At 65.7% G+C, this 22,890-nt stretch carries 19 protein-coding genes; 8 read left to right on the forward strand and 11 right to left on the reverse strand.

From position 1 onward, the window contains the following. Positions 1-6: 6 nt before the first annotated feature. From ACVOMH_RS02635 to ACVOMH_RS02645, 3 genes are all read right to left on the reverse strand, one after another. Positions 7-1,644 carry an alkaline phosphatase D family protein gene (locus ACVOMH_RS02635; RefSeq protein ID WP_481550953.1) on the reverse strand — a complete coding sequence of 546 codons (1,638 nt, stop codon included), beginning with the start codon at positions 1,642-1,644 and terminating at the stop codon, positions 7-9. A 72-nt stretch (positions 1,645-1,716) separates the two neighbouring features. Beyond that, positions 1,717-4,731 (reverse strand): TonB-dependent receptor domain-containing protein, encoded by a 3,015-nt coding sequence (locus tag ACVOMH_RS02640; RefSeq protein ID WP_481550954.1) that lies wholly within the window; start codon positions 4,729-4,731, stop codon positions 1,717-1,719. A gap of 298 nt (positions 4,732-5,029) precedes the next feature. Next, positions 5,030-6,394 carry a glutamate--cysteine ligase gene (locus ACVOMH_RS02645; RefSeq protein WP_481550955.1) on the reverse strand — a complete coding sequence of 455 codons (1,365 nt, stop codon included), beginning with the start codon at positions 6,392-6,394 and terminating at the stop codon, positions 5,030-5,032. A 161-nt stretch (positions 6,395-6,555) separates the two neighbouring features. Between ACVOMH_RS02645 and ACVOMH_RS02650 the strand changes: the two genes are divergently transcribed. After that, positions 6,556-7,260, forward strand: a complete 705-nt coding sequence (locus ACVOMH_RS02650; protein ID WP_481550956.1) for a VIT1/CCC1 transporter family protein — start codon at positions 6,556-6,558, stop codon at positions 7,258-7,260. A 42-nt stretch (positions 7,261-7,302) separates the two neighbouring features. On the opposite strand, the gene yihA is transcribed toward ACVOMH_RS02650, so the two are convergent. Beyond that, on the reverse strand, positions 7,303-7,938 hold the full coding sequence (gene yihA / locus ACVOMH_RS02655) for a ribosome biogenesis GTP-binding protein YihA/YsxC (protein ID WP_481550957.1): 636 nt from the start codon (positions 7,936-7,938) through the stop codon (positions 7,303-7,305). A gap of 231 nt (positions 7,939-8,169) precedes the next feature. Here yihA and ACVOMH_RS02660 point away from each other — a divergent pair, with 231 nt between their 5' ends. From ACVOMH_RS02660 to ACVOMH_RS02675, 4 genes are all read left to right on the forward strand, one after another. Further along, a complete protein-coding gene (locus ACVOMH_RS02660; RefSeq protein ID WP_481550958.1) occupies positions 8,170-8,955 on the forward strand; it encodes a c-type cytochrome in 786 nt (261 codons plus the stop codon). A gap of 98 nt (positions 8,956-9,053) precedes the next feature. Beyond that, positions 9,054-9,701, forward strand: coding sequence for a thiol:disulfide interchange protein DsbA/DsbL (locus ACVOMH_RS02665; RefSeq protein WP_481524004.1), 648 nt, complete (start codon positions 9,054-9,056; stop codon positions 9,699-9,701). A gap of 118 nt (positions 9,702-9,819) precedes the next feature. Continuing rightward, entirely contained in the window at positions 9,820-10,617 is a 798-nt protein-coding gene (locus tag ACVOMH_RS02670; protein WP_057505637.1) for a thiol:disulfide interchange protein DsbA/DsbL, read from the forward strand. A 72-nt stretch (positions 10,618-10,689) separates the two neighbouring features. Then, complete coding sequence (locus tag ACVOMH_RS02675) at positions 10,690-11,427, forward strand: endonuclease/exonuclease/phosphatase family protein (protein ID WP_172675130.1); 738 nt, start codon at positions 10,690-10,692, stop codon at positions 11,425-11,427. A gap of 70 nt (positions 11,428-11,497) precedes the next feature. On the opposite strand, the gene ACVOMH_RS02680 is transcribed toward ACVOMH_RS02675, so the two are convergent. Then, entirely contained in the window at positions 11,498-11,869 is a 372-nt protein-coding gene (locus ACVOMH_RS02680) for an ExbD/TolR family protein (protein WP_481550959.1), read from the reverse strand. Between the two features lie 202 nt (positions 11,870-12,071). Here ACVOMH_RS02680 and ACVOMH_RS02685 point away from each other — a divergent pair, with 202 nt between their 5' ends. Beyond that, positions 12,072-14,039 (forward strand): transglycosylase SLT domain-containing protein, encoded by a 1,968-nt coding sequence (locus tag ACVOMH_RS02685; protein WP_481550960.1) that lies wholly within the window; start codon positions 12,072-12,074, stop codon positions 14,037-14,039. A 42-nt stretch (positions 14,040-14,081) separates the two neighbouring features. Further along, complete coding sequence (locus ACVOMH_RS02690) at positions 14,082-15,302, forward strand: multifunctional CCA addition/repair protein (protein ID WP_481524006.1); 1,221 nt, start codon at positions 14,082-14,084, stop codon at positions 15,300-15,302. On the opposite strand, the gene ACVOMH_RS02695 is transcribed toward ACVOMH_RS02690, so the two are convergent. From ACVOMH_RS02695 to ACVOMH_RS02720, 6 genes are all read right to left on the reverse strand, one after another. Further along, complete coding sequence (locus ACVOMH_RS02695; protein ID WP_481550961.1) at positions 15,299-15,733, reverse strand: SseB family protein; 435 nt, start codon at positions 15,731-15,733, stop codon at positions 15,299-15,301. The genes ACVOMH_RS02690 and ACVOMH_RS02695 overlap by 4 nt on opposite strands. 72 nt (positions 15,734-15,805) lie before the next feature. Further along, positions 15,806-16,873 carry an acyltransferase family protein gene (locus ACVOMH_RS02700; RefSeq protein ID WP_481550962.1) on the reverse strand — a complete coding sequence of 356 codons (1,068 nt, stop codon included), beginning with the start codon at positions 16,871-16,873 and terminating at the stop codon, positions 15,806-15,808. Positions 16,874-16,890: 17 nt separating this feature from the next. After that, a complete protein-coding gene (nagA, locus tag ACVOMH_RS02705) occupies positions 16,891-18,033 on the reverse strand; it encodes an N-acetylglucosamine-6-phosphate deacetylase (RefSeq protein WP_481550963.1) in 1,143 nt (380 codons plus the stop codon). Next, complete coding sequence (locus ACVOMH_RS02710; protein WP_481550964.1) at positions 18,033-19,061, reverse strand: SIS domain-containing protein; 1,029 nt, start codon at positions 19,059-19,061, stop codon at positions 18,033-18,035. Before ACVOMH_RS02710 ends, nagA begins: the two co-directional genes overlap by 1 nt. A gap of 6 nt (positions 19,062-19,067) precedes the next feature. Beyond that, a complete protein-coding gene (locus tag ACVOMH_RS02715) occupies positions 19,068-20,144 on the reverse strand; it encodes a LacI family DNA-binding transcriptional regulator (protein WP_481524011.1) in 1,077 nt (358 codons plus the stop codon). Between the two features lie 43 nt (positions 20,145-20,187). Beyond that, positions 20,188-21,477, reverse strand: a complete 1,290-nt coding sequence (locus ACVOMH_RS02720) for a sugar MFS transporter (protein ID WP_481550965.1) — start codon at positions 21,475-21,477, stop codon at positions 20,188-20,190. 366 nt (positions 21,478-21,843) lie between these two features. On the opposite strand from ACVOMH_RS02720, the gene ACVOMH_RS02725 reads away from it, so the two are divergent. After that, positions 21,844-22,878 carry a glucokinase family protein gene (locus ACVOMH_RS02725; RefSeq protein ID WP_481551149.1) on the forward strand — a complete coding sequence of 345 codons (1,035 nt, stop codon included), beginning with the start codon at positions 21,844-21,846 and terminating at the stop codon, positions 22,876-22,878. The last annotated feature ends 12 nt before the right edge of the window (positions 22,879-22,890 follow it).

The following is a 22,890-nucleotide window of genomic DNA, read 5'->3' on the forward strand; positions in this document are numbered from 1 at the left end:
GGCAGTTCATGCGCCGCTGAAACGGTTCTGTCCGCGCTGCACGGTCATCTGATGGGAGCCGGCCAACGCGGTGGTGCGGGCCTTGATGTCCTGCATGAACACCCATTGGCAGCGGATCCGCTGCGGGTTGATGTCCAGCAGCGCGTAGCCGCGCTGTGCGGTATCGCACCAGCGGATTTCCGGGTTGCGGGCCATGAAGGCCGCAGCCACCGTTTTCGGATCGGCGGCCATGCTGCCTTCGATACCGCCAGAAGTGACCGCCTGCACCGCGAACTCCACCCCCGCCGGTTGCCCGCCCTCCTCCAGCGCATAGGCCCAGGCGTTGTGGCTGTCACCGGAGAGCATCACGAGGTTGGCATCGGCCTGTTGCGCCGCACGCAGCAGACGCGAACGCGCGGCAGGGTAGCCATCCCAGCGGTCCATCCACATCGGCAGGCCAACGCGTGCGCCGCGGATGTTGTCCTTGAAGGCCTGCACCGTACGTTCGCTGGCCTCCGGACGCAGCCAGCCCAGGGTCTGCTCCGGCATCAGCGTGCGACCGAGGATGGTGCCCATCCCCACCAGTTGCCACGTGGTGTTGCCGGCGTTGTGCTGCAGACCGTGGTACAGCCAGCTCTCCTGCTCCAGACCGAGCATCGTTGCCGAGGGATCCTGCCACGGGCCGTCGCGTAACGCTTCCAGCGCCGCCTTGGTACCGGCCAAATAGGCGCTGCGGATATCGGCCGGCTGCGTGCGCCCGATCAGGCGCGACTCGGTGCGGTACAGCGTGGCCAGCGTGCCGATCGGATACTGCTTCCACGGCTCGTCGGACACCGGCAGCCATTCCCGATAGGCCTGCACCGCGGCCGCCTTGCGGGTGTTCCAGTCACCTTCGCTGGCGGGCTGGTGGTTCTGCGCGCCGCCCTCCCAGCTGTCGTTGGTGATCTCGTGGTCGTCCCACAGCGCCACCATCGGTGCCATCTGATGCAGCCGCTGCAAGTCCGGATCGGCGCGATAGCAGGCCAGGCGCAGGCGGTAATCCAGCAGCGATACCATTTCGTGATCGTGCGCCGGCAGCCCCTCACGTCCTGCAACCCGGTCCTGCGTTTTGTAGGAAGCCAGACCATATTCGTAGAGGTAGTCGCCCACGTGCAGCCACAGGTCCATGTCCTCGCGCTCGGCCGCATGCGCGTAGGCATTGAACCAGCCGACCGGCAGATTGGCGCAGGAGAACAGGCCGAGCCTGAAGCTGGCGACCTCGCCTACGGGCAGCGTACGGGTGCGGCCCACCGGCGAGAAGCTGCCATCGGGTGCAATGAAACGGTACCAGTAGGTGGTCGCCGGTTGCAGACCATCGACAGTGAGCTTGGCTGTCCAGTCGCGGTAGCTCCCGGTGCGGACACTGGCGCCGGCCACCACCCGGGTGAACGCACGGTCCAGCGCCATTTCCACCTGCAGGGTCACGTCATTGCTGCCTGTCGGGGGCAAATAGCGCGTCCACAGCAGCATGGAATGCGGGCCGGGTTCGCCGCTGGCGACATTGTGGGTGAAACCTTTGGCGCCGAGCAGCTCGCAAGCCAACGTGCGGCCGACCGGTAGCAGCAGCGCACCAATCCCCAGGCCGGCGCCGATGATCAGGCGGCGACGATCGATATTGACGGTCACGAAGCAGTCTCCAACGGGAATCCAGACAGAAAAAACCCTTCCGCGCCCGGCGCGGAAGGGCTGCAGTGGCGATCAGAAGCGGCCGCGGATACCGAAGTTCCACATCGAGCCGTAGACCGTGTACATCTGCACGCGACTGGGGATGTTGGAGTAGATGACTTCCGGCTCGTTGAAGATGTTGCGGCCGGCCAGCATCACGTCGATGTTGTCCGTCAACTTGTAGCTGGCGCTGATATTCCACAGCTGACGCGAATCGCGGTAGAGGATGCCGTTGTTGGCAGTGGTCGGCGTGTTGCTCAAGGCGCTGACGCGATGCTCGGACTGGTAGTTGCCGTTGATCTGGAAATCGAAGCGCCCGTAGTTGTAGCGGACACCCCAATTGGCTGCTTCCTTGGGAATGTTCTGGCGCGGACCATCCGGATTCACATGGGTCAGCGAGCCGTACAGGCTCAGGCCCTTGAGCGCACCGGGCAGGAAGGTGAGCTGCTGGTTGTACTCCAGCACCATGCCTTCGTTGGTGCTGGTGCCCGGCAGGTTCTGCGCACTGCGGAAGGTATAGCCTTCGTAATCACCGGGGTTGAAACCCACACTTTCCGGATCGACCGTGATACCGGTGACCTGCATGTCCTGCATGTCCAGTTTGTAATACGACAGCCCCAGCATGCCCGACGGCTCCAGGTAGTACTGTAGGCTGGCGTAGTACTTGGTGGAATGCTCGGGCTTGAGCTGCGCGTTGGGCACGGTGACGATCATCGTGTCCTCGTTCACCGACACCACACCACCGAGGTTGCCGTAGTCCGGGCGCAGGATGGACTGGCTGAAGGACAGCTGGCCGACCAGCTTGTCGGTGAAGTCGTACTTCATGCCGCCGCTGAGGAAGAAATCGTCGTACCCGCCCTTGCGCGTGGTGTAACGGCCGTTGTTGTACTGGTACAGCAGGCCTTCGACCGTGTTCGGGTCCAGCCCGGCGGCCTGGACCTCGCTGCGCGGACGCACGTCGGCCATGCGCGCCGCGGTATGGGTCTTCTCATAGCGCAGGCCCAGGTCGAAGCGTGCATCGCCAATGCGGGTTTCCGCTTCGATGTAGGCGGCATCCACGTCTTCCTGGATGCGCTTGTTGTTGTCGAGCCGGCGCTTGAGGTTGCCGATATCGTCCGGCACGAAGTACTCCGGATGCTCCCGGTAGATGTCGTACATCGCGTAGTTGTTGTCAGCGCGCCAGCCCTGATCGTTCAGGTTTCCCGCGCCGGTCCCGATGATCGCGAAGTCGTAATTCCCGGTCCACGGCACCGAGGCCGAGGGATCGGTCTGGCTGCCGTTCGGACCGACATACTTGTACTGCTGCCAGGAACCTTCATTGGTGCGCCAGTCGTTGCTGCGCGTGCCCAGACCGCCCATCAGCGTGAGCGGGTTGTCGTTCCAGCTCAGATGCTTCTTCAGGTCGAGATTGATACCGGACTGGTCGTTGACCGCATCGGATTCGGCAGTGCGCACGTTGTAGCCAATGGGGTGATCGCGATTGAAGTTGGCTGGATCGTTCCAGGGCCGCCCTGCGGTCTGCGCCAGATTCCACGCGTGCGAACCTTCCGACGGGCGATCCAGGGTGAAACCGATACCGGTCAGCCAGCTGTCGGTGCGCTGGAAGAAGCCCTTGCTGTTGTCGCGGAAGTTGAACTCGGCTGACGAGTAGCTGCCGCGCAGCACCGCCTCCCAGCTCTCGCCCTTGTACTCGAGCTTGGGCGCGACCAGATAGGCGGGGGTACCGGCATAGCGATGCGAGTACTGCGTATGCAGCCGGGTGTTGGTGCCATTGGGATCCACCACGATGTGCTCGGGGGTGGAGCCCGGCGCGGCTTCGGATTTGGACGTGGTGCCAAAAATCAGGTAGGTGTACTGGTTGAAGTACTCCACGTCGTACATCGAGTAGGTGCTGCGCAGCGAGGCGACCAGGTTGTCGGTGATCTGGTAGTCCAGGCTCAGGTTGGCGGCGGTACGGCTGGTCTTCTTCGGACCCGGACGCCACATCACCCGGTAGGGCATGGCGCTGCCGTCGGGCTTGTAGGCCCAGTCGGTCTGGATGCGGTCCTGCTGCACATAGTTGGCGTTGTAGCTGGCGTTGAACTCCACGCCGAAGCGGCCGTCCATGAACACATCGCCGAAGCCGAACTGGCCGGAGGGATAGATCGTGTCGTGCTTCTTGTCGTCGGGGAAGTATCTGCCGGACCAGTTGGAATCGGACGTACCCACCGCACCAAGCTGGAACACCAGATCACGCTTGCTGCGCTGGAAAGCATGCTTGCTGCGCAGGTTGATGCTGCCACCCGGCGAATCGGCATCCATCGCCGCGGTCAGCGTGTGGTTGAGCTCGATCGACTCGATGCCGGTGATCGACATCTGCTCGAACGAGTTCTGCCGGCCGGAGTTGTTGTTCGAGGTGGCCGTGGCCATGCGTGCGCCATCGGTGGTGAACGTCGAATACTTCGGATCCAGACCACCGATACGCACCGCGGTGGCGTCGACTTCGGTGTAATCCAGCGACAGACCCGGCATCGACTTCATGAACTCGCCGACGTCGCCCATGGTCAGCGCGCCATAGTTGTCGGCGGCCACCACGTTCTTGGCATTCATCGCCGCACGCCGCTCCATGATCGCGCTGGCCTGGCCTTCGCGACTGGCGGTGACGGTCAGACCCTCCAGGCTCACCGCCTCGCTGGCTCCCGATGCATAGGCGGGGGCCTTGAGCGGAATATCCACGCTGGCCACCTCGCCCTTGGTGACCGTGACCGTCACCCGGCTTTCCTCAAGCCCGGCGTAGCGGACGACGAGCACAACCTCACCTGCGGGAACACCATTGAGGCGGAAACCACCGCTTTGATCGCTGTAGACGACATTGGTGGTTCCGGCAACGCGCAGTTCTGCATTGCGCACGTACTGGCCACTATCGGTATTGAAGACACGGCCGCGAACCGCGCCACCGGCCATTGCCTGCTCCGAAACCTGCCGCTGCTCCTGCGCGAAGGCTTCTGGCGCAAGGCAAAGCGCAAGCACGATGGCACCAGCCAGCGCCGACTTCCTGACTACGATCATGATTTGTTCCTGAAGAGATATGCGTAGGTCGTGCCTGGAAACTGCTTCCAGGCAGATGCAGCGCATCGTATTCACCTTCAGTTACAGAACATTTACAGGTGGTCGCCGGCTCTATCCGCTGGCGTCCAGGTGCGGATGCCTTGCACCGTTGAAACAGGAAATGCCCGCCACCGGCGCAGCACCTGTGGCAAGGGATCGATGGCAGCGCACGATGTCGCCGCTGCCCGGCAATGGGCGCGATACGCGGCGCTGCCGGCAGGCAGTGCGCGTTACGCGGGTTACCACGCGGCGACTGTGTTCAGTACGCGAACTCGGCGAACAGCGGCTCCACGCGGCCGTTCCAGCGGCCGTGGAACAGGTCGAGCTTGCGCTCGGCGGCGGTCTTGCCGGAATCGACGATCTCCTGCAATACGTCCAGGAAATGGGTTTCATCCTGGCCATCGGCATTGAGCGCGGCGCGCCGACGCAGGCCGTCGCGCGCGATCTCCAGCGCGCGAGCGGCAAGATCGCGCACGGTGCCGTTGCGGAACGGCAGATGCAGTGCCTGCTCCGGCACACCGTCACGCAGGGCATGGCGCTCGGCCAGACTGAAATCCTTGACCAGGTCCCAGGCCGCATCCAGCGCGGTCTGGTCATACAGCAGCCCCACCCAGAACGCCGGCAGCGCGCAGATCCGGCTCCACGGACCACTGTCGGCACCGCGCATTTCCAGATACTTCTTCATCCGCACTTCCGGGAACGCGGTGGTCATGTGGTCCGACCAGTCACGCAACGTGGGCAGCGCGCCCGGCAGCACCGGCAGTTTGCCCTGCATGAAGTCGCGGAAGCTCTGGCCGCTGGCATCGTGGTAGATGCCGTCACGGTAGGAGAAGTACATCGGCACATCGAGCAGATAGTCGACATAGCGCTCGTAACCGAAGCCATCCTCGAACACGAAGTCGAGCATGCCGGTGCGGTCGGCATCGGTATCGGTCCAGATGTGCGAGCGCCAGCTCAGGTAGCCGTTGGGCTTGCCTTCGGTGAAGGGCGAGTCGGCGAACAGCGCGGTGGCGATCGGCTGCAACGCCAGCGACACGCGGAACTTCTTCACCATGTCCGCCTCGGAGGCGAAATCCAGGTTGACCTGCACCGTGCAGGTGCGGGTCATCATGTCCAGGCCGAGCGCACCGACCTTGGGCATGTAGTTCTTCATGATCTGGTAGCGGCCCTTGGGCATCCACGGCATGTCCGCACGCGTCCACTTGGGCTGGAAACCCATACCCAGGAAGCCCAGCTGCAGCTCGCCGGCCACCTGTGCCACCTCGTTGAGATGGGTGCCGGTTTCCACGCAGGTCTGGTGGATGGTTTCCAGCGCCGCGCCGGACAGTTCCAGCTGCCCGGCCGGCTCCAGCGACACCGAAGCATTGTCACGCAGCAGGGCGATGGTGCGGCCGTTTTCCTGCACCGGCGCCCAGCCGAAGCGGGTCAGCCCGGTCAGCAGCGCCTCGATGCCACGGTCACCGTCGAAGGCCGGCGGACGCAGGTCATCGAGGCGGAAACCGAACTTCTCGTGCTCGGTACCGATGCGCCATTGCGCCTTGGGTTTTTCACCCGACGCGATCTCCTGGACCAGTTGGTCGCGGTCGGTGATGGGGGTATCGGCGACGTGGCTGGGGCTCGACAAGGGCTGGCTCGCACTGGGGGAATGAAGGCGCGATGTGGGGTCCGGAGCGGTCCATCGCAAGGCGGCACTATATCGCGCCGCCTGCACCGGCCATGTGGACAGTCGCGGATTTCAGCATCCCAGCTATGGCGGCTTGACGGGCGCGCCCGCTACACTGGGGCATGGACCGTAGCCGTCATATGCACTACGAACGACACCGTTCCGACCGGGTTGGCTGGCTGCGGGCGGCCGTGCTGGGCGCCAATGACGGCATTGTCTCCATCGCCGGACTGGTGGTGGGGGTGGCCGCTGGCGGCGCCAGCGCCACCACGATCATCGCCAGTGGCGTTGCCGGCACGGTGGCCGGGGCGATGTCGATGGCGGCGGGGGAATACGTATCGGTCAAATCACAGGCCGATGCCGAGCACGCCGATCTGGCCCTCGAACGCCGCGAGTTGCGTGAAGACCCGCACAGTGAGCTGGACGAGCTGACCCGCATCTACCGCCAACGCGGACTGGATGAGGAACTGGCCCGTGCCGTGGCCGAGCAACTGACCGCACACGATGCCTTGGCCGCCCATGCCCGCGACGAACTGGGCATCACCGAAACCCTGCGTGCACGCCCGCTGCAGGCCGCCGCGTCCTCGGCCGCGGCTTTCATCGCCGGTGCCGCACTGCCGATGCTGACCGCGCTGCTGGTTCCCGCTGCCCACGTGACGCTGGCAACCACCCTCGCCACGCTGATCGGGCTGTGCCTGACGGGCGCCTTGGCAGCCAGCCTGGGCGGCGCCTCGCCAGGACGCGGTGCATTGCGAGTCACGTTCTGGGGAGCGATGGCGATGGCCGCAGCCGCCCTGATCGGACGGCTGTTCCAGATTCCGGTCTGATCCCCCACCGCGCCACACACCGGGGTGCGGTGGAGAGGGTCCTTATCCGGCAGCGGTATCGGCATCGGCGACGGTCGGGTTCAATCCCAGCCAGCCACCGACAACCAGGCGGGCTTCATCCACACCCTGCTTGGATTCGCTGGAGAAGCACTGCACGCTGACGCTGTCGCCAAAGCGCGAGGACAACTCTTTCTTCACCTGTTGCAGGGTCTGCATCTGCTGGCCCCGGCCGAGCTTGTCGGCCTTGGTCAACAACGCATGCGCCGGCAGCCCGCGCTGCACCGCGTAACCGAGCATCTGCAGGTCGTATTCCTTCAACGGGTGCCGGATGTCCATCACCACCACCAGTCCCTTCAGGGCCTCGCGGGTGCGGAAATATTTCTCGATGAAGGCCTGCCAGTGCGCCTTCAGGTCCAGCGGCACCTTGGCGTAACCGTATCCGGGCAGATCGACCAGATGCGCCTGGGGGGTGACCTGGAAGAACACCAGCTGCTGGGTGCGGCCAGGTGTTTTGGAGACGCGGGCAAGTGCATTGCGGCGCGTCAGGGCGTTCAGGGCGCTGGACTTGCCGGCATTGGAGCGACCGGCAAACGCCACTTCACTGCCGATATCCTCCGGCAATTGCTTGGCATTGTGGGCGGAAAGCAGGTATTGGGCGCGTTCGAGGAGCTGTGACATGGGCATAGGATCGCATGTTGCGGCGCCGCGCGCCGTGTCCGATTGATGGCCGCTGCGGCATTTCCCCTGGCAACGGCGAAAAATCCCTCCTCCGGGCCACTACGCCCCCTTCGGCACCGTGCCCGTGCGGTTTTTGCTGCAGTGCTGCGTTGACCCTGCCGCGAAACGGCGTTGATAATCCGGGCGATGCCGGCGGAAGCCCCGCCCGGCCGGTCCACACGGAGCTTCCGCATGCGCCATGCTCGTGTTCTTGCCGTTGCTGCACTCGCTGTACCGCTGATCGCCGTCGTCGCGTTTGCGCAGAGTTCGGTGAGCGCCGTCCCCGACAATGCGCCGGTGGCCGTGGCGCCGCTGGAAATCGATTTCAGCAAGACCCGCCCCGGCGATGCCGCCGCCGGACAGGCCAAAGCTTCCACCTGTGCGGCCTGCCATGGCGCCGACGGCAATTCGCCGATCGATATCTACCCGCGCCTGGCCGGACAGAGCGAACGTTATGTCGCCAGGCAGGTGGCGCTGATCGCCAACGGCCAGCGCAACGAAGGCGCGGTGGCGGCGATGGTGCCGTTCGTGCAGAACCTCACCGCCCAGGACATGCGTGATATCGGCGCCTACTTCGCCACGCAGAAAAGTGGTGCCGGCGTTGCCGATGATGCACAGGTCAGCGAGGGCCCTTATGCCGGAATGAAGTTCTTCGAGATCGGACAGAAGCTCTACCGCGGCGGTGACGCCAGCCGCGGCATTCCCGCGTGTATCGCCTGTCACGGGCCCACCGGCACCGGCAATCCCGGCCCGGCCTATCCGCACATCGGCGGCCAGTACGCCGGCTACGTGACGCAGCGTCTGCAGCGTTACCAGGCCGGGCAAACCGGTGAGACCGATGCGGCCCAGTTCAAGATCATGGCGCAGGTCAGCCAGGCACTGACCGAGCAGGAAATCCAGGCGCTGGCCAGCTATGTGCAGGGCCTGCATGATCGGGCCGATGACGCCACGGTGGCCGCTGCCCCCGCTCAACCCTAGCCCGCGCAGGTCGCTGCGGCGACCGGCAGGTGCTGTTCGCAGACGCGCCGGCCCCACCAGGTCGGCGTCTTTATTTTTGACTGGAGACTTTAAGCCCTATGTCGTTTCTTTCCCGCCTGATGGCCCTCATGCTCGCCCTGGCGCCTTTGGCCGCCTGTGCCGCCCCCTCGGCCGCGCTGGTGGAAGGCCAGGACTATGACCTGATCGCCGCTCCCGGCCCGTTCGCACCGCTGGCCGGCAAGATCGAGGTCGTCGAGCTGTTCGGCTACACCTGCCGGCATTGCGCCAACTTCGAGCCGGTACTGGAAGCCTGGGCGGCCAGGCAGCCGCCCGATGTGCGCCTGACGCTGGTGCCGGCAGTCTTCGGCGGCCACTGGGACTCCTATGCCCGCGCGTTCTACGCCGCCGAGCAGCTGGGCGTGCTCAAGCGCAGCCACGGCGACATGTTCCGTTCCCTGCACCAGCAGCGCAGCCTGCCGGTACAGAACGTATCGCCGCAGGAACTGGCGAGCTTCTACGCCAACTACGGCGTGCAGCCGCAGCGCTATATCGATGTGCTGCGCAGCCCCGAGGTCGACAGCAAGCTGGAAAATGCGCGCAGCTTTGCGATGCGCGTGCGTGCACCGGGCACACCGGCGCTGATCGTCAACGGCAAATACCTGGTCAAGGGCCGCACCTTCGAGGATGCCGTGCGCATCACCGATGCACTGATCGCCCGCGAACGGGCTGCCGCCAAACGCCGCTGAGCGGCTCCCTCGCGGCCGACAGCCGGTTCAGCCGCGCCTGCACATAATGTCATCATGTGGTCCCCGGTCGCTCCGCGCGGCCTGAGGACCCCCGAATTTCCGCTGGAGATCCCACCCGATGAAGATCCGTTTCGCCCTGGCCCTGATGGCCCTGCTCCCGTTGATGGTCGCCTGCAAGGCCCAGGATGGCTCGGCCGACACCACCGCTCCGGCCACCCCGGCCGCGCCGGAAGCGGCGCCGGCTCCGGCCGCCACCGAACAGGCACCGGCCGCGGACGCCAGCACTGAGGCCGCCGCTCCGGCCGCGCCGGTTCCGGCCGCCGCCCGCCTGGTTGGCCCGGAGCCGGTTGCCGGCACCGACTATGTGGCCATCGAAGGCGGCCAGCCGTTCCAGCCGGCCACCGGCAAGATCGAAGTGGCCGAGATCTTCGGCTATGTCTGCCCGGCCTGCGCCCGCTTCCAGCCGCTGGTGAGCTCGTGGAAGGCCGGCCTGCCGGCGGACGTGAACTTCGTCTACGTGCCGGCCGTGTTCGGCGGCACCTGGGATGACTATGCGCGCGCCTTCTACGCCGCCGAAGCGCTGGGCGTGCAGGACAAGACCCACGATGCGCTGTATTCGGCCATCCACATCGAGCAGACCCTGAAGGGCGAGCGCGGCCGTGACTCGGTCGAGGACATCGCCAACTTCTACGGCAAGCACGGCGTGGCGCCGAAGACCTTCGCCGACACCATGGGCAGCTTCTCGGTTTCGGCCAAAGTCAACCGCGCCAAGCAGTTCGCCCAGCGCAGCAAGATCTCCGGCACCCCGTCGCTGATCGTCAACGGCAAGTACCTGGTCAAGGGCCAGGGCTGGGAAGACATGCTGCGCATCGCCGACCACCTGGTCGCGCGCGAACGCGCCGCCAACGCCCGGTAAGGTATCAAGGGCCTCGGAATCCCGGGGCCCTCCAGTCGCACTATCGTGAAATCCCCCACCAAAACGCTGCGGCTGTTGACCGCGAACATCCAGGCCGGCTCGAGCACCCGTCGCTACAGCGACTATGTGACCCGCAGCTGGTCGCATGCGCTGCCCGCCGGGCAGAAACGCTCCAGCCTGGACGCCATCGCCCAGCTGGCCAGCGGGCATGACATCGTCGGCCTGCAGGAAGCCGATCCGGGCAGCCTGCGCTCGGGCTTCACCAACCAGACCCACTATCTGGCCCAACGCGCCGGCTTCAATTACTGGAGCCACCAGCCGAACCGGCGCATGGGCGGTGTGGCCTCCAGCGCCAACGGCCTGCTCAGCCGCCTGGAGCCGGTGGAGGTGCAGGATCACCCCCTGCCCGGCCGTATCGGCGGCCGTGGCGTGCTGCTGGCCCGTTACGGGGATGGCAAGGAAGGGCTCACCGTGGCCGTGGCGCATCTGTCGCTGGGTACCAATTCGCGCATGTCGCAGCTGGATTTCATCTCCGACCTGCTGAGCGATCATCCCAACGCGGTGCTGATGGGGGACTTCAACTGCATGGCCGATCGTCCGGAGATGCAGCTGCTCTATCGCAAGACCCGGCTGCAGCCACCCGGCTGCCTGGTCCCGACCTTCCCCAGCTGGCGCCCGGAACGGGCCATCGACCATATCCTCACCAGCGACACGCTCAATGTGGTGGATACGCAGGCGGTACCCGCCGCCTATTCGGATCATCTGGCGGTGAAGATGGAAGTCCAGGTGCCGGAAGAAAGCCTGCGCTGATCCACCGCGCAGATACGGAAAAAGGCCGGCAGATTGCCGGCCTTTCCATCGGTGCCATGTCGCGCCGCCGTTATTGCACGAAGGCGATCCGCGCCATCACGGCGTACTCCGCGCCCGGATCGGTGGCGATGCGCAGCTCCGGCAGATTGCCCGCATGGGCCTGCGCCTGTTCCTGCAGGCGGGTCTGCACATCGGCCAATGCCAGTGGTTGGCCATTCCAGCGAAGCTGGTTGCCGGCATCCACCCGCAATTCGATCGGCGGCGGTGGTTCAAGCCGTGGCGGTGGCGTGGTGGTGGGTTGCGGCAGGGCCACGGGAATCGGATAGGACACCAGCGGTGCGGTCACGATGAAAATGATCAGCAACACCAGCATCACATCCAACAGCGGCGTGACGTTGATCTCGGCCAACGGTCCAGAATTGCCCTTCGCACTGAATGCCATGGTCTTCCCCTCCCGTGGAGGCCGCTCGCCTCATGGCCGAGACTAGCGCCGATGATGCAAGCGGCGGAGGTCCGCAGCCGACGGATTCAGCCGACGTTTCGCCTGTCATCCCGGCATCGTTGCGCAGGTCCCGGCCACCGGCATTCATCATCGAGCAGGACTGGCGCACCGCCGTTGACACCCGCGCCGCTATGCTTCGCGCATGAGTCGATTCTCCCTGCTGCCCTTGGGCATTTTCCTTTCGCTGGCCACGGCCGGCCTCCACGCCCAGAACGTGGAGGCGCAGCGCACCGCCCTGCGTACCGCCATCGCCAATGCCGAGGCCGGCAAAGCCGAAGATGCCTCGATAAGCGGCCTGCGCAACCATCCCCTGTATGGGTGGCTCGAGTACGCCCGTCTACGCCGCAACATCGACACGCTGACGACCTCGCAGGCGCAGGACTTCCTCAAGCGCTACCAGGGCCAGGCGGTGGCCGAGACGTTCCGCGCGGCGTGGCTGCCGGCGCTGGCCCGCCGCCAGGACTGGCCGACGTTGCTGGCCAACTACACCTCCAGTACCGATCCGGGCCTGCGCTGCGCCGTGCTCAATGCCCGCCAGGCTACCGGCAAGGCCGATGCGCAGTGGACCAGCGAGGCGCAGGCGCTGTGGCGCAGCAGCGGCAAGTCCCTGCCCGATGCCTGCGATCCGGTATTCGCGGTGCTCGCCAGCCGCGGTGGCCTGCCCGCCGCGTTGCGCTGGGAACGCATCGATGCCGCCGCCGATGCCCAGCAACCGGCGGTGATGCGCGCCGCCGCGCGCGGCCTGCCTGCGGCCGAACTGGCCCAGGCCAACGACTACGCCGCCTTCGTCGACAAGCCCGACGCCCGCGCCCTGAACTGGCCGAAGAACGAGCGCAGCCGCCGTATCGCCACCGATGGCCTGGAAAAGCTGGCCAAGACCGACCCGGGCGCCGCCGAGCAGCAGCTGCCGCAGTACACCCGGACTTTGGAGCTAAGCGCCGCACAGCAGGGACAGGTGCGCTACCAGATCGCACTGTGGACGGTGGCCTCCTACCTGCCGGAGTCGGCGCGGCGGTTGGCCGCGGTACCCGAATCGGCCTATGACGAACGCCTGCACGAATGGCGTACCCGCGAAGCGATGGCGCGCGGCGACTGGCCGGCCGCGCTGGCCGCCATCCGCAAGATGCCGCCCGCCCAGCGCAACGACTCGCGCTGGCGCTGGTTCGAAGGCCGCCTGCTGGAGAAGACCGGCAAGCCGGCCGACGCAAGCGCGCTCTACCGCGCCGCCGCCAACGAGCCGACCTTTCATGGCTTCCTCGCCGCCGACAAGCTGAAACAGCCCTATGCGCTGTGCCCGTGGAATCCGGGCGACAGCGCCCAGGCAAAGAGCAGCGTCGCCCGTGACCCCGCACTGGTGCGCGCCCTGGAACTGTTCAAGATCGAGCGCCCGCTGTGGGCCGCCCGCGAATGGGCCGACGCGCTGTCGCGCTTTGACGACACCCAGCGCCGGCTCGCGGTGGAAGTGGCCAGCGACAACGGCTGGTTCGACCGCGCCGTGTTCGCGCTCAAGGGGCCGCAGGAGCAACGCCTGTACAAGCTGCGGTTCCCGCTGCACCACGACGACAGCATCCGCCGCGAAGCCGCGCGCAACGCGCTGGACCCGGCCTGGATCGCCGCGGAAATCCGCGCCGAGAGCATCTTCAATCCCAACGCGCGCTCACCGGCCAACGCGATGGGCCTGATGCAGGTGCTGCCCGCCACCGGTGCCAGTGTGGCCAAGAGTATCGGCCTGAGCGGCTATGGCGGCGCGGCCAGCCTGTACGACCCGGACACCAATATCGCCATCGGCAGCGCCTACCTGCGCCAGCTGATGGACAAATACAACGGCCAGCCCTACGTCACCATCGCCGCCTACAACGCCGGCCCGACCCCGACCGCACGCTGGCAGTCGCAGCGCCCGGACTTTGATCCGGATTTCTGGATCGAGACCATCAGCTACAAGGAAACCCGCGAGTACGTGGCCCGCGTGCTCGCCTTCAGCGTGATCTACGACTGGCGCCTCAATGGCGACGCCGCCACCCTGAGCGAGCGCATGGTTGGCAAGATCGACACCCGCCGCAAGCCGTTCACCTGCCCCAGCGCACCTGTGGTGACCAGCGGCAGTCGCTGAAACGCGCCCCTGATGCCACTGCGAGTGCGGCATCATGTGCCCATGAAGATTTATCTCGTTGGCGGCGCGGTCCGCGATGCATTGCTGGGCCTGCCGCCGGGTGACCGTGACTGGGTGGTGGTCGGTTCCACCCAGGCGGAAATGGAATCGCGCGGATTCAAGGCGGTGGGCAAGGACTTCCCGGTGTTCCTGCATCCGGACACCGGCGAGGAACACGCGCTGGCCCGTACCGAGCGCAAGTCCGGACGCGGCTACCGCGGCTTCGTGGTCGATGCCGACCCATCGGTGACGCTGGAGCAGGATCTGCAGCGCCGCGACTTCACCATCAACGCCATCGCCCGCGACCAGGACAGCGGCGAGCTGGTCGATCCCTGGGGCGGCGTGCGTGATATCCAGCAGCGGGTGCTGCGCCATGTCGGTCCGGCGTTTGTTGAAGACCCGCTGCGCGTGCTCCGCGCGGCGCGGTTCCTGGCCCGCTTCGCGCCACTGGGTTTCACCTTGGCGCCGGAAACGGCCGCACTGATGCGCCAGATCGCCGAAAGCGGTGAGCTGGAGGCGCTGGTACCCGAGCGCATCTGGCAGGAGACCCGCAAGGCGCTGACCTGCAGGCAGCCCTCGGCCTTCCTGCGCAGCCTGCACGACACCGGCGCGCTGGCGGTGATCCTGCCCGAGCTGGATGCGCTGTACGGGGTGCCACAGCGCGCCGAGTTCCACCCGGAAATCGACACCGGCATCCATCAGGAAATGGTCAGCGACATGGCCGCACAGCTGGCGCCGGGCGATGACCTGATCGGCTTTGCCGCGCTCACCCACGACCTGGGCAAGGCGCTGACCCCGGCCGATGAACTGCCCCGCCACATCATGCACGAACAGCGCGGCCTGAAGCCGCTGGCCAAGCTCTGCGAACGCCTGAAGATTCCGGTCGATCACCGCCAACTGGCCGAAGCGGTCTGCCGCGAGCATCTCAACGTGCATCGCATCGATGAACTGCGTGACGCCACCGTGCTGGAACTGATCTCCCGCTGCGACGGCTTCCGCCGGCCCGAGCGCATCGCGCAGATGGCGCTGGTGTGCGAATGCGACAAGCGCGGGCGGCTCGGCTTTGAAGACAGCGACTATCCACAGCGCAGCACACTGCAGCGCCTGCATGCCGCCGCCCTGGCAATCAATGCCCGGGATATCGCTACTGAGGGGCTGAAAGGCCCCGCCATCGGCGAGGCCTTGGCCAAGGCGCGCGTCCGCGCCATTGGCGCGGCGCGTTAAACCCCTGCGGCGCGTGCCAATGCCGCGGCGCGCTGTTTCAGCTGTGCCACCGCGTCGGGGACCATTTCCATGCCGACGTCGAAGCCCGGGTTGAGCACGATGCCCACGCCATCGGCGATACCGCCCAGCAGCCAGCGGAAATCCAGATGCAGCGCGTTTTCGAACGCGGGCACCTGCTCGCTCCAGACCACCGCTCTCTCGGGCGCGGAGAACACCGCGAACATCGGCTCGTTGGCGTCATTGGTCAGCACCAGCGGGTTGATGGTTTCATCCCAGTCGCCGCCTTCGGGAATCTCTTTGTCCAGCAGCACAAAGACCTTTTCATTCAGCAGCGAATCGAGGAAATACGCCGGGCTGACGGCCGCTTCCTGGGTTCGCAGCAGACGGACTTCCAGATCGTTGAGCGGGGTGAAAGGGACTTCAGTGGACATCGGTGTTCCTGGAGAAATGGATTACGCCAGCGACTGTACCAGCCTCATCCTGCCCGCCGCAGCCCGGCGCTGTCAGATCTTCAGATAGATCTTGCGCCGGTCCATCCACGCCATCGGCAGCCACCACAGCGCGACGAACGTCAGCGCCATCAGCAGCGACGCGGCCTGCGCCCCCGCTAGCGGTGTGATCCAGCGGTCGAACACCTGCGTCCACAGCCCGCTCCAGACACCCGCAGCTATCAACGCCAGCACCATCGCCGACGAGCCGGCGTAAGCGGTGATCGCATTGACGCCGAAACGGCGCCCCAGCGCCGGCCAGTGGCGGAGGTCGATCAGCACATGGGCCACCCACAGGCAGGCGAACGCCCAGCCGGCGGTCCACAGCACGTAGGACGGGGTCCACAGATTCTTGTTGAACGGCAGCCACGGCGACCACGCCAGGCCTCCCGTCAGCAGGATCAGCGCGCCCACCAGCAGATGTCTGGTACGTTTGCGCAACAGCATCCCGGCCTGCAGGCCGATCAGCGTCGAGGCGAGCGCGCCCAGCGTGGACAGCAGCCCTTCCGGATCATGGCCCTGGCCAGTGGCAAGGTCGTACTGGTACAGCAGCGGACCGAGCAGCGCGCTATCGACGCGACTGGGCAGGTTGACCAGAGGCTCCAGCGAACCACCGGCGGCCAGCAGCACCGCATAGCCGATCAACACACCGCCCAGCAGCAGCCATTGCCCCAGGGGCCGCAACCAGATTGCAGCCATGCCGGCCAGCGCGAAACAGATACCGATGCGCTGCAACACCCCCCATGGCCGGTAGTGCGGCAGGTCCAGCCACCACCACGCCAGATAGTGCAGCAGCAGCCCCAAGCCGAGAATGCGCAGCGCGCGCAGCAGCACGGTGCGAGCGAGCCGCGCGCGGTCCGCACCCTGTTCGACCCTCGGCACCACACCCAGCGCGATCGACACACCGACGATCACCAGAAAGAACGGAAACACCAGATCGGTCAGCGTGCAGCCATACCAGTCCGAATGCAGCAGCGGCGCATAGACATGACTCCAGCTGCCGGGATTGTTGACCAGCAGCATCGCCGCGACGGTGATGCCACGCAGGGCATCAACCGAGGCGAATCGAACGGGCTTGTCCATCTACCGGAGCGACGTGGTCAGTCGCGCTGACCGGCGATCCAGGTGGCCTGGACTTGCAGGTCCCGGTCCAGCAGGACGAAATCGGCCTGATAACCGGCCGCAATCTGCCCGTAGCGGTCACCCAGCCCGAGAAACTGCGCCGGATAGGTCGAAGCCATGCGTGCGGCCTCCGCCAGCGGCAGGCCCAGCAGCTTCACCGTGTTGCGCACAGCGGTGACCATGTCCAGCGCGGAGCCGGCCAAGGCACCGGCGGCGTTGCGCACCACGCCATCCACGGCAGTGATGACTTCGCCATACAGCTCGAACGCCGGATTGTCCGAGCCCACCATTGGCATCGCGTCAGTCACCAGGAACACCTTGCCGCGCGGTTTGGCCGCCAGCGCCACGCGCAGGCTGGCCGGATGCACGTGCACCCCATCGACGATCACCCCGCACCAGCTGCCGGCATCTTCCAGCGCGGCGCCGACGGTACCCGGATCACGCCCCTGCAGCGGCGACATCGCGTTGTACAGATGGGTGAAACCGGTGAGGCCGGCGTCCAGTCCGGCGCGGATTTCCTCGTAGGTCGCTGCGGTATGGCCCGCGGCAACGATCGCACCGTTGGCGACCATCTGCTGGATCGTCGCGGCCGGCACCCGCTCCGGTGCCAGCGTGATCAGAGTGATGCCGTTGTCCAGCGACGTCACCATCTGGACTTCGTCGGCATCGGGCACGCGGAACTTGCCGGCATCATGCGTGCCCTTGCGCGCCGGGGCGATGTAGGGCCCTTCAAGGTGGATGCCGAGCACACCCGGCACCTGCGCCGCGATGGCGTCGCGGATGGCCTGCAACGCACGCGCCATCACCCCGGCATCGTCACTGATCAGTGTCGGCAGCATGCCGGTAGTGCCATACCTGCGATGGCCGGCCATCATCGTGCGCAGCGCTTCCACATCGGTCCGGTTGTTGAACAGCACACCGCCGCCGCCATTGACCTGCACGTCGATGAAGCCGGGCATCAGCCAGCCGCCGCCCAGATCCACCACCTCGTCGGCAGCGGCCAGTTGCGGATCATCGGCAGCGACGAGCGCAACGATACGGCCGTCGTCGATCAGTACCGCGACATCGTCACGGAAGTCCTCGCCGGCAAGAATGCGGCCGTTGCGCAGTACCGTTTTCATCAGACCGTTTCCGTGACCTTGTTCAGATGCGGCGGCAGATCCGGGTTGTTGCCCCGACGCAGCGCCAGCGCATTGATCGCACGGTAGAAGCTCTGCACGATCAGCAGCGGCGCACACAGCGGATGGGGTGCCGCCGCCACCGGCAGCGCGCCACCTTCACCGGCCAGCCACACCTGGGCGCCACGCGCGGCGAATTCCTCGGCCACGGCGCGGGTGCCGGCGCCGGTTTCATCGGGCATCGCGAACGCCAGTACCGGGAAATCCCTGCCGACCAGCGCCATCGGACCGTGCTTCACTTCGGCCGAGCTGTAGCCCTCGGCGTGCAGGCCGCAGGTTTCCTTGAACTTCAGCGCCGCTTCCTGCGCCGCTGCCAGACCCGGTCCGCGGCCCAGCACGAACAGGTTGTGGGCATCGACCAGGCCATCGGTCACCGCCGACCAGTCGCATTCCCATGCCTTGGACAACGCTGCCGGCAACTCGTCCAGCGCGGCGATCAGCGCCGGATCGTTCTTCCAGTACGCGCCCAGCTGCAGGATCGCCGCCAGCGAGGCCAGATAGCTCTTGGTCGCCGCGACACTGCGCTCGACGCCCGCCCCGAGCGGGATCACCGTGTCGGCCAGCTGCGCCAGCGGTGAATCCTCGACATTGACCAGCGCCACCACGCGCGCGCCGGCGGCCTTGGCGGCCTCGGCATTGCGCAGCAAGTCCGGGCTCTTGCCCGACTGGGAGATCACCACATACAGCGCGCCACGCACCTGCAACGGCGCCTCGTAGACCGAACCGACCGACGGCGAGGCCGAGGCGGTGACCAGGCCCAGCCGGGTTTCGAACAGATACTTGGCATAGGTAGCCGCGTGATCGGAGCTGCCACGTGCACAGGTCACCACGAACGGCGGCGGGTTCTGCCGCAGGTCGGCGGCCAGCGCCTGCACCACATCGCGGTTGCGGGCGAACTGGGCGGCGATGACGGCGGCGCTTTCGGCCGCCTCACGGAACATCAGGGTTTCGGTCTCACTCGGCAGTGCCATGGATCGTTACTCGGACAGGTCAGGGGGAGAGGAAGGAGGCCGCGACGGCTGTTGACGCAGCGGCGCGGTGGAGCCACGCACCACCAGCTGCGGGACGAAGCCCTGGTTGTGCAGCTGCATGGGGGTGTCGTCATAGGCGTCGCTGCGCAACTGGCTGATCAGCAGCCGCGCGGCATGCCGGGCGATATCACCGGTGGCCTGCTTGGCGGTGGTCAGTGCCGGCCACGACTGGCGGGAGAAAGGACTGTCCTCGAAACCGGCGATGGACAGGTCATACGGCACGTTCAAACCGGCCGAGTTGGCCGCCGCCAGCACGCCGGCGGCGATCTCGTCGTTGGAACCGAAGATCGCGGTGGGCGGCTCGCGCAACGCCAGCAGGCGGCGCGCGCCACGGAAGCCGTCATCGAAGGTGTAATCGCCCGGCACGACCAGGTGTTTGTCCAGCGGAATGCCGTAGTCCTTCAGCGCCGCCTCGTAGCCGGCATAGCGCTCGCCACTGGAGCGGTGTGAAATGCCGCCCCACAGGAAGCCGATGCGCTGGTGACCCAGCTGGATCAGGTGCTCGGTGATTTCATAGGCCGCATCACGGTCATCGACGAACACGCACGGGCCATCGCCCGGGTCCTCGGTGGCGGCGATGATGCGGACCGTCTTGATGCCGCGCGCATTGAGCGCGGCGACCAGCTCCGGGCGCTCGGACATCGGCGCGGTCAGCACCAGTCCGGCCAGACGCGAACGCTGCACCGAATCGGCCAGCTCTTCGGCCAGCATCGGCGAGGTGGAATCACAGGGATGGATCTGCAGGCCGAAGCCGGTTTCCCGGCAGGCCGAGAGCACCCCGTTCTGCACGCCGATGATGTGGTACGGGTTGGGGTTGTCGTAGACAAGCCCGATCACGAACGTGGTGTTGCTGCGCAGATTGCGCGCCGACGGGTCCGGCTCGTAGTCCAGCTCGGCCACCGCACGCAGCACGCGCGCACGGGTGGCCTGCATCACCGATGGCTCATTGTTGATGACGCGCGAGACGGTCTTCAACGAGACCTTGGCCCGCTCGGCGACATCCTTGATGGTGGGTCTACGCATAACTGTTTCCCGCGTTGGCTCGATTCCCGCCATGATGCTCGATTCAGCGGCCACGTGCCTTGCCCGCGTTGTGCCCCACCGTGCCGAAATACAGGATGTACAGGTAGCAGGGAATCATCAGTGCCGCGAACACCAGCTGGAAGTGTTCCGGATAGGCGTGCTTGAGCAGCGCGAAGGCCTGCGGGATGATCGCGCCGCCGGCAATACCCATCACCAGCAACGCCGAACCGGTCTGGGTGAAGCGGCCCAGACCACGGATCGCCAGCGGGAAGATCGCCGGCCACATCATCGCATTGGCAAAACCCAGTGCGGCCACAAAACCGACCGACACATAGCCATGGGTGAAGAATGCGCCCAGGGTGAACAGCACGCCCAGCGCCGCGGACACGGCCAGATACTTTTCCTGCGAGATGAAGCGCGGGATCAGCGCCAGCCCCACGATGTAGCCGACGAGCATCGCGAACAGCGTGTAGGAGGTGAACAGCTTGGTGCTGTCCAGTGGCAGGCCGAAGGCATTGCCATAGGTACCGATAGCATCGCCAGCCATGACTTCCACGCCCACGTAGACAAACAGGCACAGCACGCCCAGCCACAGATGCGGGAACTGGAAGATGCTGCGCTTTTCGACCTTGCCGTCATTGGCGACCGCATTGGCCTCGTCGGCACGCACTTCCGGCAACGGCGAGAACAGCACCCCCACCGCCACCAGCAGCAGCACGCCGGCAATTGCCAGATACGGAGTATGGATCTTGGCGGCGAAGGCGTTCAGCAGTTCGGTCTTGGTGACGGCATCGGCCGCCTGCACCTGGGTTTCCAGGTCACCGATGCCTTGCAGCACGAAGGTGCCGATCACCACCGGCGCCAGCATGCCGGCGATCTTGTTGCAGATACCCATCAGCGCGATGCGCTGCGCGGCGCCTTCGATCGGGCCAAGGATGCTGATGTAGGGATTGACCGCGGTCTGCAGCAGCGCCATGCCGCCGCCAATGACAAACAGGCCGCCCAATGCGCCACCGAACCAGCGCTGCGTGGCGAACTCGCCGAAGGCCATCGCACCGACCGCCATCACCGCCAGGCTCAACGCCAGACCTTTCTTCATCCCGGTGCGATTGAGGATCCACGACGCCGGCAACGCCAGGAAGAAATAGGACAGGTAGAACACCATCAGCACCAGGAACGCCGACACCTCGCTCACGTCGAAGGCCAGGCGGACAAAGGTGATCAGCGGACCATTGATCCAGGTACAGAAACCGATGATGAAAAACAGCACGCCGACGATGGCGATGGACGACACCATGCTGGTGCGCGGCGTGGAAGCGGGAACAGCAGACATGGGAAAGCTCCTGCGGATGCGGGAGACGGATCGAGCCGCCTGGCGATTACGTGGGAACAACGTTGTCACATTTATGGTTTGCTGCTGACAGGTTTGTCAACAACACCTGCCAGCAACGGTGGCTTGCGCGGCGTCCAGCAGATACCGGCAATCCTTTGCGCACCGGTGCCTTCCTCATAAAACCACGTGTTTCAGCTGTTGCAAGCTGTCGGATGCAACAAAACCGGCAGATGCAGGAATTGCGCGAAGCACGCCGCAGTGCAGCATCGAAAGTTGCAACTATTCGTTGACATCGTTGTCAGAACGATTACAGACTCGGCCCCGATTGGCGCCCCTGCGGGCGCTCCCACCTCACAGGGAATTCGAGTGACCGCTGTCGTCCCCCCACAACAGAGCAACTGTCACGAACACGCCTCCCGGCCCTTCTTCGCGGCGGATGTCGGCGGTACGCATGTACGTGTCGGCCTGATCCAGACCGGAGACGGCGACAGGCCCACAATCGACGTGCTGTCCTACCGGAAGTACCGCTGCGCCGACTACCCGGGGCTGGATGCGATCCTCTCCGATTTCGCCAGCCACAATCCGACGGTTTCCGATTGCGTGATTGCCACCGCCGGCTATGCGCTGGCCGACGGCAGCGTGATATCGGCCAACCTGCCATGGCCGCTATCTTCGCGGAAGATCCGCGAGGATCTGGGCTTCCAGAGCGTCTACCTGGTCAACGACTTTGAAGCCGTCGCGCATGCGGCCGCCCATATCGATGACAACCAAGTCCTGCAGTTGACCGGTCCAAGCCAAACCCCGGCAGGCCCGACGCTGGTGATCGGTCCTGGCACCGGACTCGGCGCCGCCCTCTGGATTCCGGTTGGCACGCACTCGATGGTCCTGCCCACGGAAGCGGGCCAGGCGTCGCTTGCGGCAACCACCGAGCTGGAAATGGCCGTGTTGCAGCAGATGCTGCGTACCCGTCCGCACGTGTCCATCGAACACGCCCTGTCCGGGCCGGGACTGCTCAACCTTTACAACGCGCTGTGCGCGGTACGCGACATCACGCCCATCCACATCACGCCCGATGCCGTCAGCGCCGCCGCCTGTGATGGCAGCGACCCGCATGCGGTGGAAGCCCTGCACCTTTTCTGCGGAATCCTCGGCTCGACCATCGGCGATATGGCCCTGCTCTACGGCGTGCAGGGCGGCATCTATCTGGCGGGCGGCATCCTGCCAAAGATCAGCCAGTTCCTTTTGAACAGCACCTTCGTCGAACGCTTCCTCAACAAGGGGCCGATGCGCAAGGCACTGCAAAGCATTCCCGTGAAGCTGGTAGAGCACGGGCAACTGGGCGTCATCGGCGCCGCCAGTTGGTATCTGGAAAATTCGGCCAAGCAAGCCCACGCAGCATAAGCAACAGATCCA

Source organism: Stenotrophomonas sp. STEN013 (genome assembly GCF_056760355.1).

Coding starts and splice junctions, on each gene's coding strand:
- ACVOMH_RS02670 (WP_057505637.1), top strand. CDS start 9,820: ATGAAGATCCGTTTCGCCCTGGCCCTGATGGCCCTGCTCCCGTTGATG.
- yihA (WP_481550957.1), bottom strand. CDS start 7,938: ATGTCACAGCTCCTCGAACGCGCCCAATACCTGCTTTCCGCCCACAAT.
- ACVOMH_RS02680 (WP_481550959.1), bottom strand. CDS start 11,869: ATGGCATTCAGTGCGAAGGGCAATTCTGGACCGTTGGCCGAGATCAAC.
- ACVOMH_RS02710 (WP_481550964.1), bottom strand. CDS start 19,061: ATGGCACTGCCGAGTGAGACCGAAACCCTGATGTTCCGTGAGGCGGCC.
- nagA (WP_481550963.1), bottom strand. CDS start 18,033: ATGAAAACGGTACTGCGCAACGGCCGCATTCTTGCCGGCGAGGACTTC.
- ACVOMH_RS02665 (WP_481524004.1), top strand. CDS start 9,054: ATGTCGTTTCTTTCCCGCCTGATGGCCCTCATGCTCGCCCTGGCGCCT.
- ACVOMH_RS02720 (WP_481550965.1), bottom strand. CDS start 21,477: ATGTCTGCTGTTCCCGCTTCCACGCCGCGCACCAGCATGGTGTCGTCC.
- ACVOMH_RS02685 (WP_481550960.1), top strand. CDS start 12,072: ATGAGTCGATTCTCCCTGCTGCCCTTGGGCATTTTCCTTTCGCTGGCC.
- ACVOMH_RS02650 (WP_481550956.1), top strand. CDS start 6,556: ATGGACCGTAGCCGTCATATGCACTACGAACGACACCGTTCCGACCGG.
- ACVOMH_RS02700 (WP_481550962.1), bottom strand. CDS start 16,873: ATGGACAAGCCCGTTCGATTCGCCTCGGTTGATGCCCTGCGTGGCATC.
- ACVOMH_RS02640 (WP_481550954.1), bottom strand. CDS start 4,731: ATGATCGTAGTCAGGAAGTCGGCGCTGGCTGGTGCCATCGTGCTTGCG.
- ACVOMH_RS02690 (WP_481524006.1), top strand. CDS start 14,082: ATGAAGATTTATCTCGTTGGCGGCGCGGTCCGCGATGCATTGCTGGGC.
- ACVOMH_RS02695 (WP_481550961.1), bottom strand. CDS start 15,733: ATGTCCACTGAAGTCCCTTTCACCCCGCTCAACGATCTGGAAGTCCGT.
- ACVOMH_RS02715 (WP_481524011.1), bottom strand. CDS start 20,144: ATGCGTAGACCCACCATCAAGGATGTCGCCGAGCGGGCCAAGGTCTCG.
- ACVOMH_RS02660 (WP_481550958.1), top strand. CDS start 8,170: ATGCGCCATGCTCGTGTTCTTGCCGTTGCTGCACTCGCTGTACCGCTG.